11 protein-coding genes are annotated in these 13781 nt (G+C 69.1%); 10 read left to right on the top strand and 1 reads right to left on the bottom strand.

Annotated features, from left to right (window positions below; all coding sequences use genetic code 11):
* The first annotated feature begins 302 nt into the window (after window positions 1–302).
* The 3 genes from AC0IY1_RS00875 to AC0IY1_RS00865 all read left to right on the top strand — a co-directional run bounded on the left by AC0IY1_RS00875 (window position 303) and on the right by AC0IY1_RS00865 (window position 3727).
* On the top strand, window positions 303–503 hold the full coding sequence (locus tag AC0IY1_RS00875; protein WP_055947514.1) for a hypothetical protein: 201 nt from the start codon (window positions 303–305) through the stop codon (window positions 501–503).
* 151 nt (window positions 504–654) lie between these two features.
* Window positions 655–2061, top strand: coding sequence for a malonyl-CoA decarboxylase (locus AC0IY1_RS00870; protein ID WP_055947515.1), 1407 nt, complete (start codon window positions 655–657; stop codon window positions 2059–2061).
* Between the two features lie 136 nt (window positions 2062–2197).
* Window positions 2198–3727 carry a malonate--CoA ligase gene (locus AC0IY1_RS00865; RefSeq protein ID WP_244477176.1) on the top strand — a complete coding sequence of 510 codons (1530 nt, stop codon included), beginning with the start codon at window positions 2198–2200 and terminating at the stop codon, window positions 3725–3727.
* A gap of 102 nt (window positions 3728–3829) precedes the next feature.
* On the opposite strand, the gene AC0IY1_RS00860 is transcribed toward AC0IY1_RS00865, so the two are convergent.
* A complete protein-coding gene (locus tag AC0IY1_RS00860) occupies window positions 3830–5527 on the bottom strand; it encodes a methyl-accepting chemotaxis protein (RefSeq protein WP_471767066.1) in 1698 nt (565 codons plus the stop codon).
* Between the two features lie 465 nt (window positions 5528–5992).
* Here AC0IY1_RS00860 and AC0IY1_RS00855 point away from each other — a divergent pair, with 465 nt between their 5' ends.
* From AC0IY1_RS00855 to metF, 7 genes are all read left to right on the top strand, one after another.
* The gene (locus AC0IY1_RS00855) at window positions 5993–7147 is read left to right on the top strand and encodes a YihY/virulence factor BrkB family protein (RefSeq protein WP_471767064.1); all 1155 of its coding nucleotides are present in this window, start codon (window positions 5993–5995) and stop codon (window positions 7145–7147) included.
* A 74-nt stretch (window positions 7148–7221) separates the two neighbouring features.
* On the top strand, window positions 7222–7680 hold the full coding sequence (gene msrB / locus AC0IY1_RS00850) for a peptide-methionine (R)-S-oxide reductase MsrB (protein ID WP_471767063.1): 459 nt from the start codon (window positions 7222–7224) through the stop codon (window positions 7678–7680).
* A gap of 325 nt (window positions 7681–8005) precedes the next feature.
* Window positions 8006–8935: a hypothetical protein gene (locus AC0IY1_RS00845; protein ID WP_471767061.1), complete on the top strand. Its 930-nt coding sequence runs from the start codon at window positions 8006–8008 to the stop codon at window positions 8933–8935.
* 354 nt (window positions 8936–9289) lie between these two features.
* Window positions 9290–10693, top strand: a complete 1404-nt coding sequence (locus tag AC0IY1_RS00840) for a dicarboxylate/amino acid:cation symporter (RefSeq protein ID WP_103708372.1) — start codon at window positions 9290–9292, stop codon at window positions 10691–10693.
* Window positions 10694–10717: 24 nt separating this feature from the next.
* The gene (locus AC0IY1_RS00835; protein ID WP_471767393.1) at window positions 10718–11617 is read left to right on the top strand and encodes an ROK family protein; all 900 of its coding nucleotides are present in this window, start codon (window positions 10718–10720) and stop codon (window positions 11615–11617) included.
* Window positions 11618–11694: 77 nt separating this feature from the next.
* Window positions 11695–12720, top strand: a complete 1026-nt coding sequence (locus tag AC0IY1_RS00830) for an ArsR/SmtB family transcription factor (protein ID WP_471767060.1) — start codon at window positions 11695–11697, stop codon at window positions 12718–12720.
* A 101-nt stretch (window positions 12721–12821) separates the two neighbouring features.
* Window positions 12822–13739: a methylenetetrahydrofolate reductase [NAD(P)H] gene (metF, locus tag AC0IY1_RS00825; protein WP_055947538.1), complete on the top strand. Its 918-nt coding sequence runs from the start codon at window positions 12822–12824 to the stop codon at window positions 13737–13739.
* The last annotated feature ends 42 nt before the right edge of the window (window positions 13740–13781 follow it).

The following is a 13781-nucleotide window of genomic DNA, read 5'->3' as shown; positions in this document are numbered from 1 at the left end:
GCCCTGGTGCCGCCCGCTCGGCCAAGCTGCCGGGGTCAAGCCGTCTCGGCCAAGCCGCCTGGCCAAGCCGTCGCGGCCAAGCTGTCTGGCCACGTCGTCGCGGGGCGTTCTCGCAGGATTTCAGTCTTCCCATATACCGGTTGTTATGGGCGACCTGTGTTGCGAGGAGCCGCCGTGCAGCCTGCACTTGGAATTCCGCGCAACTTGCGCTCTGATTGAAATCGGAAACGGTGAGTCGCGGCGTTCGCGGAGGTCAAGTCGGCGTTCCGGCGAGGCAGCACTCATCGTCCGGGGAGTTTCGAATGGCGACGTACCGCGTCAACTTTGCCAAGCAGATCCTGGGAGTGCCGTTCACGGTCGGCTCGGTAGACATTGCCCGCGCCCGTGACCCGATGCGCGCCCTGCGGGCCGCCGAGCTGCGCTTCGCGCGCCAGCACGGAGTGGTGGACTGGCGCGAGCGGGCGGATCAGGCGGAGATCGCCCCCGCTTCCGGCGAAGACTAGGGCCGGACCCGCGCCCTGCGCGTCTTTACGGCCACGGTCTCTGGTCCTGCGCGCTGAGCCGCCTTAAGGTAGCGGCCAAGCCGGGACCCCACGACGCGCGGGGCCACCGGTGCGCCCAGGTCGGGCGCCAGTAAGGGGCAGGCGGCGTGCCATGGCGGCGATCTCTTTCTTCGGCGATCTGCTTCAGACGATCAGCGACCGGGGCCGGGATCTCATCGGCATCGGGCGCGGCGACCTCGCGGCCCGCGCCAACGCGCAGGAACTGGTCAAGCTCTGCGAGGACCTGATCTCCCGCCGGGGCGAGGCCTCCGGCGTTGCCCTGGCCCGGCTGATCCTCGAGCGCTACACCACCCTGGCGCGGCCCGAGCGCGCCAGTTTCCTGCGCCTGGTCGCCACCGAGTTCACCGCCGACCATGCTGCCGTGGACGAGGCGATCGCGGCCTACCGGGCCGATCCGACCCGTGCGGCCCTGGGCGCCCTCCACGACGCGGCCGAGCCGCGGAGCCAGGAGCTCATCCGCCGCCTGAACCTCGCCAAGGACGGGACCCGCGCCCTGGTCCGGATGCGTGAGGACCTGTTCGGGCTGCGCCGCGAACTCCGTCAGGAGGAAGCCGATCCCGATCTCATCGATGCCGCCGACAGCCTCGACAGCGATTTCGAGCACCTGTTCGCCTCGTGGTTCAACCGCGGCTTCCTGGTCCTGCGCCACATCGACTGGACGACCCCGGCCCACATCCTCGAGAAGATCATCCGCTACGAGGCGGTGCACGAGATCACCGGCTGGGACGACCTGCGCCGGCGGATCGAGCCGACGGATCGGCGCTGCTTCGCGTTCTTCCATCCCGCCCTGGTCGACGAGCCGCTGATCTTCGTCGAGGTCGCGCTCACCGCCAGCATCGCCCCCGCCATCGCGCCGATCCTGGCGCATGAGCGCGAGCCCCTGCCGCTGAAGGCCGCGACCACGGCGATCTTCTACTCGATCTCGAACTGCCAGAAGGGCCTCGCCGGCGTCACCTTCGGCAACTTCCTGATCAAGCAGGTGGTCGAGGATCTCGCCCGGGAGATCCCGAGCCTGAAGACCTTCGTCACCCTCTCGCCGGTTCCGGGCTTCTCGGCCTGGCTCGACCGCGAGCGCCGCTCCGATGCCCCGCAGGGGCTGACCCGCGAGGACGTCGAGGCCCTGCGCATCATCGACGAGCCGGATTGGCAGGCCGACAAGGCCAAGTGCGAGGCCGTGCGCAAGGCGATGATTCCGGCGGCCGCCGCCTACTTCCTGCGCGCCAAGAACGAGCGGGGACGGCCCCTCGATCCCGTCGCCCGGTTCCATCTCGGCAACGGTGCCCGGCTCGAGCGCCTCAACTTCCTCGGCGACGTCTCGGCCAAGGGCCTCGCCCAATCCCGCGGGTTGATGGTCAACTACCTCTACGACCTCTCGGCCATCGAGAAGAACCACGAGACCTACGCCAATCTCGGCACCGTCGCCGCCTCCAGTGCGGTGAGCCGCGAACTCCGGACCAACCTGCCGCCGATGCGGGCCGTGGCCCTGGCCGAGGCCTGAGCCGTCCGACCACGCCGCCCTTGAGCGACGTCGCATTTCCCGCCACCGCGATGGAACGAACCGACGATCGTAGGAAATCGACGATCGACAGCGTATCCGTCCCTGCCATGTTCGCCCCGTCATGTCCGAAACGCCGATGACCAATCACCTCTTCGACCTCGTTCGCCACAGCCTGCCGGCCGATCCCGCCGCCAAGCTGTTCCTGGAGACCGGCGAGGGTGCCCGCTACTCCTACGCGGACCTCATCGTGCGCTCGGGCGCCTACGCGGCGGCCCTGGCGGCCGCGGGGGTGAAGCCCGGGGACCGGGTGGCGGTTCAGGCCGAGAAGAGCCCGGAATTCCTGTTCCTGTATCTCGGTGCGGTTCGCGCCGGGGCGGTGTTCCTGCCCCTGAATACCGCCTACACCCCCACCGAGATCGCCTACTTCCTGGGCGATGCCGAGCCGGCGCTGTTCGTCTGCGATCCGGCCAAGCACGAGGCCCTCGCGCCCGTGGCGCGGGAGGCCGGCGTGCCGGTGGTGCACACCCTCGACGCGCGAGGCCACGGCACCCTGGCCGAGGCCGCCGACGCCGAGACCGAGGCGTTCACCGACGTGGCGCGCGGCCCGGACGACCTCGCGGCCATCCTCTACACCTCGGGCACCACCGGGCGCTCTAAGGGCGCGATGCTGAGCCACGAGAACCTCGCCTCGAACGCCCGCACCCTGGTGCAGGCCTGGCGCTTCACGGCGGAGGACGTGCTGCTGCACGCGCTGCCGGTGTTCCACACCCACGGCCTGTTCGTGGCCACCAACACGGTGCTGGCCAGCGGCGGCACGCTGCTGTTCCTCGGCCGGTTCGATCCCGCCCAGGTCCTGGCGCTGCTCCCGCGCGCCAGCGCCATGATGGGCGTCCCGACCTTCTACACCCGCCTGCTGAAGGAGGCCGGCCTGACGCCGGCGGCCACGGCCGGGATCCGCCTGTTCGTGTCGGGCTCGGCGCCGCTGCTGGCCGAGACGCACCGCGACTGGCAGGCCCGCACGGGCCACGCCATCCTCGAACGCTACGGCATGACCGAGACCAACATGAACACCTCGAACCCCTATGCGGGTGCGCGGGTGGCGGGCACCGTCGGCCCGGCCCTGCCGGGCGTGGCCGTGCGGGTGGTCGACCCGGAGACCGGGGCGGCCTTGGCGGCCGATGCCGTCGGCATGATCGAGGTGAAGGGCCCGAACGTCTTCCAGGGCTACTGGCGGATGCCGGAAAAGACGGCGGCCGAGTTCAAGGCCGACGGCTTCTTCATCACCGGCGACCTCGGCAAGATCGACCCGGACGGCTACGTCCACATCGTCGGGCGCGGCAAGGACCTGATCATCACGGGGGGCTACAACGTCTACCCGAAGGAGATCGAGAACGAGATCGATGCCCTGCCGGGCGTGGTCGAATCCGCGGTGATCGGCCTGCCCCATGCCGATTTCGGCGAGGGTGTCACGGCGGTGGTGGTGGGCCGGGCCGACGTGCCGGACGAGGCCGCGATCCTGCGGACCCTCGAAGGGCGGCTCGCCCGCTACAAGTGCCCCAAGCGCGTCCTCTTCGTCGAGGAGTTGCCGCGCAACACCATGGGTAAGGTCCAGAAGAACCTGCTGCGGGAAACCCATGCGGGCCTCTACGGGGCCGGGCGCCCCTGAACGCCGGGGCAAGAGGGCGGACCCGCCGGACATCGTGTCCGATGGTCCCGCGGCGCCCGGATGGGGCCGCACGGTCCGGACGGGCCGCGCGGCGTCCGGAGGCTAAGCGGCGCGAACGGTGCCGAGGAAGCGCTGCACCTCGGCACTGAGATGCTCCGACTGGCGGGACAGTTCGCCCGCGGCGCCCAGCACCTGGCTTGCGGCGGCACCGGTCTCCTCGGCCGCTTGGGCGACGCCCGAGATGGTGCTTGTGACGTCCGCGGTCCCTACCGAGGCCTGGGCCACGTTGCGGACGATTTCCTGCGTCGCGGCGCTCTGCTGCTCCACCGCTGCCGCGATCGCCGTCGCCACCGCGTTGATGTCGCGGATACGCGTCGTGATCGAGCCGATCGCCGAGACCGCCTGGCCCGTGGCCCCTTGGATATGGCCGATCTGGCTTCCGATCTCCTCGGTGGCCCGGGCGGTCTGGTTGGCGAGTTCCTTCACTTCCGCCGCCACCACGGCGAAGCCGCGTCCCGCCTCGCCGGCGCGGGCCGCCTCGATGGTGGCGTTGAGGGCGAGCAGATTGGTCTGGCCCGCGATGGTCGAGATCAGGCTCACCACGTCGCCGATCCGCGATACGGCGCCGCTGAGTTCCTGGACCAGGACCGAGGTGGTGTCCGCCTCGGTCACGGCGGACTGCGCCATCTGGGAGGAGTTCGAGACCTGCCGGCCGATTTCCTGCACCGAGTTGCCGAGTTCCTCGGCCGCTGCCGCCACGGTGCCCACGTTGACGGAGGCCTCCTCGGCCGCCGCCGCCACGGTGATGGATTGCGAGGCGGTTTCGCTGGCGGTGGTGGTCAGGGTCCCCGCCGTCGCCTGCAGTTCGGTGGAGGACGCGGAGACCATGCCGATGATGCCGCCCACGGCACCCTCGAAGCTGTCCGCAAGTTCGATCATCGTTGCGCGGCGTGCGGCGACCGCGGCCTGATCGGCGATGCGGCGGATCTCGGCTTCCTCCGCGCCCTTCCGGGCGACCATCGCCTTGATGCCCTCCACTGCCTTGCCCACGGCGCCGATCTCATCGCCGCGACGCGCCTCCGGAATATCGGCATCGATCTCACCCTGGGCCATGCGCGTCAGGATCGCGACCAGGCGGCTCAGAGGCCGGGTGATTCCGAACATCACGATGGCGCCGCACAGGAGGGCGGCGAGAACCAGACCGATGGCGGTGGCGATGACCAGCCGTTCGACCGCGGTGGCGATGCCCGCATCGAGCGCCTGCTTTCCGGAGTTCATCTCCTCGGTGACACGCTGCAGGCGCTGATCCATGAACGTGTTCAGATGGGACCGGGCAGGTTGCGCTTCGCGCTGGACGGTCTGCATCGCGATCCTATTCTCGTTCCGGAGCCCATACTCCATGGCTCGGGCCGCGGCCGCGAAATAGGCCTCCGCCAAGCTTCGCAGCGTCTCACCGATCTTGCGACGTTCCGGCGTTTCGGTCGCCGCAATCAGACGATCGATGATTTCAAGCGCCGCTGATTGCGACGACATATACTCTGCCTTGTATCGCGCCATCGGGGCTTCCTCGGTTTCCTGGATGATGTTCCGGACCGACACGGCCGCTTCCGCGATGTTCAGCTGAATCTTGAGGTACGATTCCCGCCGCATGCCGAGGATTTCGATCACCTGCTTCGACTGCTCCGCCATGTGGTTCATCGACGTGCGGGCGTAGAGGACGAGCCCGATGGCGAGGGTGCCCAGGGCGAACAGGGGGAGGGCGATCTTCGCCAGGACGCTGACCCGATTGACGAAATGCACGTGCTTGGCTCCTCAGGTTGAAAAGCTTTCGCTCATGAAAGCTTTCGTGATGTGGGAGACTGATATGTTTTGTTTAAAACACCCTTTATGTCTCTCGAAATTTACGTCTATAGTATACATTTTCGCCTATATGAAGTCGTCGTCCTGAGACTGTCGTCTTCCGAGCTTTGCTTCGATTGATCGTGCGGTGCCTGAGGCGTGGCTGCATCCGGTCGAGGTGCCTGGAAGGTTCAAGGTGATGCGCTGACGCCGTCGGAGACGGGAACAGCTCGCCCCGGGCATGTCCGCCGGCATTTCGTCTGTGCCGAGATCAGCCAAGGAGACGATGAGCTTGCGACATCGGGCGCGATGCGGAAGCCCGGGGACGAGGGGTTGGAGCCGGAACGGTCAAGCCTGCGTCACGTTGATCTGGGGCGCCGAGACGACGAGGCGCCGAAGCGCCGTCCATCCCGTTCCGGTCCTGACATGCCATCTCCCCTCCGCCGCAGTCCCGCACCCGATGGCGAGGCGGCGAATCCCGTTCTGTGGACGCTGCTGCTCGGGACCGCGCTGATCACGCTCGCCGCCGCATCCGGGCGTGCGACCCGGCCGCGTCCCGCAGTCGCGCCCGCCCCTCCCTCGACGGAGCAGGGCGCCCGCTCGCACGAGGGGGCGGCGGCGGCATACGTCGCGGCGACGCAGGTCGCGCGCGGGCGTGCCGCGGGCTCGCCCACCGAGATCACCGCCGCGGGCTGGAAGGACATCCTCTACCGGGTCTATCTCGAGTTCAACCAGGACCGGGTCCTGTCGGTGGCGGCGGGCGTGACCTTCTACTCGCTGCTCTCGCTGTTCCCGGCCATCGCCGCGCTCGTCTCCTGCTACGGCCTCGTGGCGGATGTCGGCTCGATCAACGAGCACCTCGCGAGCATGCGGGGTGTGCTGCCCTCCGGGGCCATCGAGATCATCGGCGACCAGGTCAAGCGAATCGCCGCCAAGGGCAACGGCACCCTCGGCCTGACCTTCTTCACCAGCCTTCTGCTCTCCCTCTGGAGCGCCAATGCCGCCATGAAGGCGATGTTCGACGCCCTGAACGTGGTCTACGAGGAGGAGGAGAAGCGCTCCTTCGTGATGCTGAACCTGCGCTCGCTCACCTTCACCATCGGGGCGCTGGTCTTCACCATCCTGGCCCTCACGGGCATCGTCGTTCTGCCGGTGGTGTTCAAGTTCGTCGGCCTGAGCGACACCGCCTGGCTCGTCGCCCTGCTGCGCTGGCCGGCGCTCCTGGTCGTCCTCCTCGGCGGCCTGTCCCTGCTCTACCGCTACGGTCCGAGCCGCCAGCGGCCGCGCTGGCGCTGGGTCGGCGTCGGCGGTGCGATCGCGGGCCTGCTGTGGCTCCTCGCCTCGATCCTGTTCTCCTGGTACGTCTCCAGCTTCGGCAACTACAACGAGACCTACGGTTCCCTCGGCGCCGCCATCGGTTTCATGACGTGGATCTGGATCTCCACGACGATCGTCCTCCTCGGCGGCGAGATCAACGCCGAGATGGAGCACCAGACCGCGCGCGACACCACCACCGGCCCCGAGCTGCCGATGGGGGCCCGCCGGGCGCGCATGGCCGACACCCTCGGCGCCGTCGCCTGAGGCCGGCCTCCCCGCGGAGGCATCGAGCGCCTATCTAGGAGACGTCTTCCCCACGTCTCAGGAGCACCGGCCCGATGTCTTCACCTCCCACATCTTCTTCGTCTCCCACATCTTCTTCGCTGACGTCTTCGGCTGCCGCGGACGCGGTCCAGACCCGCAGCGACGCCGAATGGCGCGAGATCCTCACCCCGGACCAGTATCGGGTGCTGCGCGAGCACGGCACCGAGCGGGCCGGGACCAGCTGCCTCAACGCTGAGAAGCGCCCGGGCGTGTTCCACTGCGCCGGATGCGACGCGCCGCTCTTCGTGACCGGCACCAAGTTCGAGAGCGGGACCGGCTGGCCGAGCTTCTTCGACCCCCTCGACGACGCCGTGGAGACGACGGTCGACCGCAGCCACTGGATGACCCGCACCGAGGTGCATTGTGCCCACTGCAAGGGCCATCTCGGCCACGTCTTCGATGACGGGCCGCCGCCCACCGGACTGCGCTACTGCATGAACGGCCTCTCCCTGCGCTTCGAGCCGGAGGCCTGAGAGGCGTCGGGCCTGGGGAGCCGGGCGGGTTTCGATGGGGACGGATCGGCGGATGACGGGGAGCGACGGCGGGGATGGTCTTGATTTCGCCGTCGTTTTGCTTAGTCCGGAACGAGAATTATTTACCGATCTGTCCCGGCTACGCGGGGCGTGAACACAGATCATATCCTATGTCATCGTTCCACGTGGAGGGCCGACGGGCTCGGCGCGGGGAGCCACCTGAAAGCCGGTCTGTCCACCTCGCGTCACGGGAGGTCGGCGGCCCTGACGTCAGCGTCCGCCCGGACCTCTACCGCCGGGTCGACCGACCTCGCGGAGAATGTCGATGAGCCTCGTACGCCGGTTTCTCGTGGCCCCCTCCCTGGTCCGCCTCATCCGCAAGGAACGCGGGGGCTCCCGGATCACCGAGGGCTACTTCGCCCCCCAGGCCGGCCGTGTCTCCTACGTCCGGGTCGACGGGCAGGCCTGCCACCTCGTCCTGGTGACCGCGGCCCCGGACGGGACCTCCAGCGAAGAGCGCACCGACGTGCCGCGGGCGCACGGCGATGCCCTGATGGATGTCTGCTCGGGCAAGGCCGCCTACGACCGCACCGCGCTCGCCCTCGGTGGCGGCCGCGAGGCACTGATCGACCGCTACGTCGCGCCGGGCGAGTTCGACCTCGTTAGCGTGACCTTCGACGGCGGCGACGAGGCCCAGGGTTTCCCGGTGCCGGCCTGGTTCGGTCCCGAAGTCACCGGCGATCCGAGCTACGACCGGCACGCGGTGGCCCTGCAGGGTGTCCCGCATCCCGGTGAGATCGGCCTGTCCAATGGCGCCCTCGACGCGGTTCTCGACCTGATCGAGCCGCGCTTCGGCTTCGGTCGCTACGGCGCTCCGAAGACCAATGGCGGCGACGGCGACGGGATGATGAAGGCGTTGCGCCGGGTCGCGGGCGGCAGCGCAGCGGCGGCACCGGCCGCCGCCGAGGCCGCACCCGTGCCCGCTCCTCCGGTCGAGGAGCCTGCTCCGGTCGAGGCGCAGGCGGCCGCAGGCCCCGAAGTCGGGGAGGCGCACGCTCAGCCGGACGCCGCGAGCGAGCCTGCCGCCGAGAGCACACCCGCCATCGACTCCCGCATCGACGACGTGATCGAGAGCCTGTCGCAGGCGCTCGGCAACCCGCAGCCGCAGCCGAAGGGAGCCGCGCGCGGCGAGGACGACATCGCGGCCGAGTTCGAGCGCTGGACCGTTCGGCCCCGTCGTACGCAGCAGACCTGAGCGAACGCCGCCGGCCGGAGAAGTTCGCTCGGTGCTCCGGGTGATCCGGGCCGGCACGGAGGCCGGCGCGGCCTGACCGGATCGAGCGGCCGGTGACACCGGGGACTGGGTCTGCCCACCGCCACGCGCTGGCAGGCACCTGTCCCGCGGATCCGCATCCCCGCCGAGCGCCGAAGCAGGCGACCATTCGGCGCCATTCTACGTGCTCGCTGCGGGGACCTTTTCCGGCGAAGGGCATGTAGGCGTTCGTGGTTTGTCATTGCAGCCCACCGCCTGCGATTGAGCGACGCGAATAAACTGGCTAGCGTCGGGATTAACAATCGGCGGGTTGCGCAGAGCGCAGCGGGAGGAATCATGGCCCAAGCGACGACGTATGGAACGGCACCGGCTGCGGTCCCACGTCCGGCCAAGGAGCCCTGGTACAAGGTGCTCTACATCCAGGTGCTGATCGCGATCGTGCTCGGCGTGCTTCTCGGCTGGCTGCAGCCCGAATGGGGCAAGTCGGTCAAATGGCTGGGTGACGCCTTCATCGCCCTGATCAAGATGATGATCGCGCCCATCATCTTCTGCACCATCGTGCACGGCATCGCCTCGATCGGAGACCTGAAGAAGGTCGGTCGCGTCGGGCTGAAAGCGCTCGTCTACTTCGAGGTGGTCTCCACCATCGCGCTGCTCATCGGCGTCCTCGTGGGCGAGGTGGTCAGGCCGGGCGCCGGCTTCAATGCCGATGTCACGAAGCTCGATGCCAAGGCGGTGGAGAAATACGCCAAGTTGGCCGCCGACGATTCGGTGACCGGACACATCATGGCGCTGATCCCGAAGAGCTTCTTCGACGCCTTCGCCACCGGCGACCTGCTGCAGGTGCTGCTGATCTCGATCCTCACCGGCGTCGTCGTGACCGGCATGGGCCAGCGCGGCGAGGCCATCACCCACGCCATCGACACGGCCGGGCAGATCTTCTTCCGCATCATCGGCCTCGTGGTGAAGCTCGCTCCCATCGGCGCCTTCGGCGCCATGGCCTTCACCATCGGTCAGTACGGCATCGGCAAGGTGATCGACCTCGCCTGGCTCGTCGGCACCTTCTACGTCACCGCGTTCCTGTTCGTGATCCTGGTGCTTGGCGGCATCGCCCGGGTCGCCGGATTCTCGATCTTCAAGTTCCTCGCCTACATCAAGGACGAACTCCTGATCGTCCTCGGTACGTCGTCCTCCGAGACCGTGCTGCCGCACATGATGACGAAGATGCGCCGCCTCGGGGCGTCGGATTCGGTGGTGGGCCTCGTGATCCCGACGGGCTACTCGTTCAACCTCGACGGCACCAACATCTACATGACCCTGGCCTCGCTGTTCCTGGCTCAGGCGGTGGGGGCGGACCTGTCCTTCGGCCAGTACGCCACCATCATCCTGGTGGCGATGCTGACCTCGAAGGGCGCCTCGGGCGTCACCGGCGCGGGCTTCATCACCCTGGCGGCCACGCTCAGCGCCATTCCCAACAACCCCGTGCCGGTGGCGGCCATGACCCTGATCCTCGGCGTCGACAAGTTCATGTCGGAGTGCCGGGCCATCACCAACCTCATCGGCAACGGCGTCGCCACCGTGGTGGTCAGCCGCTGGGAGGGCGAACTCGACACGGAGAAGCTGCGTCAGGTCATGGCGCACCCGGTTTCCATCGGCACCGACATCTCCGACCACGCCCCGGAGATGGAGCCGAGCGCCACCGTCGCTGCGGCGTCCCCGATCCCCGCCGCGGCGCGCTGACGGGACCCGGACCTGTTCGAAACCCTGCGCATCGGCATCGATCTCGGCGGCACCAAGATCGCCGGGATCGCCCTCGCGTCCGATGGTGCGACGCGGGCTGAGCAGCGGATCGCCACGCCGCGGGACGATTACGCCGCGACGGTGACGGCCATCGCGGGCCTGGTCGGCGACCTGGAGGCGCGAGCGGGTGTTCCCGGCACGGTGGGCATCGGCATGCCCGGTGCGATCTCGCCGCGAACCGGCCTCGTCAAGAACGCGAATTCGGTCTGGCTGAACGGCCGGCCCTTCGCGCAGGATCTCGAGCGCATCCTCGCCCGCCCGGTCCGTCTCGAGAACGATGCCAACTGCCTCGCGGTGTCCGAGGCGGTCGACGGCGCCGGCGCCGGCCTGCCCGTCGTCTGGGCCATCATCCTGGGGACGGGTGTCGGCTCGGGGATCGCGCTCCACGGCCGCGCGCTCTCGGGACGTGACCGGATCGCGGGCGAGTGGGGCCACAACCCCTTGCCATCGCCCCGCGACGACGAGCGCCCCGGTCCCGCCTGCTATTGCGGCCGGCACGGATGCCTCGAAACCTGGGTCTCCGGTCCGGCGCTGGCCGCCGACCACGCGCGCTGCACCGGCACGGCGATCCGCGGCGAGGGCGTGATCGCGGCCCTGCGGGCCGGCGACGCGGCGGCCCGGGCGACCCTCGATCGCTACCTCGATCGCCTCGGGCGCGGCATCGCCCAGGGGGTCAACCTGATCGATCCGGACGTCATCGTCATTGGCGGCGGCCTCTCGCGGGTGCCGGAGATCCTGGCGGGCCTCCCCGAACGCGTGGCGCCGCACGTCTTCTCGGATGCGTTCGACACCCCGATCCGCCCGAGCCGGCACGGCGATGCCTCCGGTGTCCGCGGTGCGGCCTGGCTCTGGAACGAGTCCTGAGACGCCCGCGCGATCCATGCCGAAGGTGACCTCCGAGGCGCTTGTCAGGGCTTTCGTTTTCACATAAAGATATCTTTATGTCTAACGCGGGACCTTCCCCAGCCACGACTCTACCGTTCCCGGACGCCCTCGCCATCCTGCGGGCAGCGGCCGAGGAGACGCGTCTGCGCATCCTCGCACTCCTGGCCGCCGGCGAGCTCTCGGTTTCCGATCTGACCGATATCCTGGGCCAGTCGCAGCCGCGCATCTCGCGCCATCTCAAGCTGCTGGTGGAGGCTGGGCTGGTGGAGCGGCACCGCGAGGGCGCCTGGGCGTTCTTCCGCCTCGTGGAGGATCGCGCCGCCCTGGTCGAGCCGCTGGTGGCCGGGCTCGATGCCGCCCGCGCGCCACTCTCGGAAGATTTCGCCCGCTTGGAGGCCGTGCGCGCTCAGCGGGCCGAGGCCGCCCAGGCCTTCTTCGCCCGTCTCGCGCCCAAGTGGGACCACCTGCGTTCGCTGCACGTGCCCGAGGCCACCGTCGAGGCCGCGGTGCTCGACGTGCTCGGCGACCGGCCGATCCAGAGCCTCGTCGATCTCGGCACCGGCACCGGGCGCATGCTCGGGCTTCTGGCGGGACGCGCCGCCCGGGCGGTCGGGCTCGATTCCAACCACGCCATGCTCTCGGTGGCGCGGGCGAACCTGGAGCGCCTCGGCCTGTCGCGGGTCGATCTGCGCCAGGGCGACATTCACGCGCCGCCCTTCGGGCGCGGCGGGTTCGACCTCGTCGTCGTCCACCAGGTGCTGCACTACCTCGACGACCCGGCCCGGGCTCTGCGCGAGGCCGCGCGTCTCGTCGCCCCCGGCGGTCGCCTGCTGGTCGTGGATTTCGCCCCCCACGACCTCGAATTCCTGCGCGAGGCCCAGGCGCATCGCCGCCTCGGCTTCGCACCCGAGCAGGTGACGGGCTGGCTCAACGATGCGGGCCTGCCCAGCGTCACCACCCGGGACCTCGCCCCCACCGGCGAGGTCGAGGACCAGTTGACCGTGACGCTCTGGCTCGCCACCGATGCGGCCGAGAGGGTGGTGCCCGCGGCCGAACTGATCCCGGAGCGGGCCGTCGCCTGAGGGCGGCAGTCCGCTTCGACTCGAACCCTGCATCCGAACCCGGATCGACGCGAACCCAGATCGACGACCGTCTGAACCGACCGACATAGAGGACGACCCCGATGCCAACCGCTTCCCAACATCGCGCCAGCCGCGACAGCTATCGTCCGATCCGGGTCTCCATCGAGTTTTTCCCGCCGAAGACCGACGAGATGGAGAAGATCCTCTGGTCGTCGATCGAGCGCCTCGCGCCGCTGCAGCCGAAATTCGTCTCCGTGACTTATGGCGCCGGCGGCTCCACCCGGGAGCGGACGCACAACACCGTCGCGCGGATGATCAAGGAGACCAGCCTGCAGCCGGCTGCGCACCTCACCTGCGTCGACGCCACCCGCGAGGAGATCGACGCGGTCGTCCAATCCTACTGGGATGCGGGCGTCCGCCACATCGTAGCCCTGCGCGGCGACCCGCAGGACGGCGTCGGCACCGCCTATCGGCCCCATCCCGGCGGCTACGCCCAGACCTCCGATCTCGTGGCCGGCATCAAGCGAATCGGCGACTTCAAGGTCTCGGTCTCGGCCTATCCCGAGAAGCACCCGGAGGCTCCCACCCTCGACGCCGACATCGATGCCCTGAAGGCCAAGGTCGATGCCGGCGCCGATCAGGCGATCACGCAGTTCTTCTTCGAGAACGACATCTACCTGCGCTACGTCGACAAGGTGCGGGCCGCCGGCATCGACATCCCCATCATCCCCGGCATCCTGCCGGTGCAGAATTTCAAGCAGGCGGCGAATTTCGCCCGCCGCACCGGCGCCTCGGTACCCTACTGGCTCGCCGCCCGGTTCGAGGGTCTCGACAACGATGTCGACACCCGGCGCCTCGTTGCGGCGGCGGTGGCGGCCGAGCAGGTGCTCGACCTCGTCGACCACGGCGTCAACGACTTCCACTTCTACTCGATGAACCGCTCCGACCTCGTCTACGCCATCTGCCACGTGCTCGGCCTGCGGGCCCAGGCCCCGAAGGTCGCCGCCAAAGCGGCCTGACCGCATCACATCCCGGGGCGCGAAGGCGGCCCCGGGAGCCGA

The sequence above is a fragment of the Methylobacterium sp. AC690 genome (assembly GCF_979256535.1).
The sequence above is the reverse complement of the archived record's forward strand: the minus strand, read 5'-3'. Positions and strand labels throughout refer to the sequence as shown.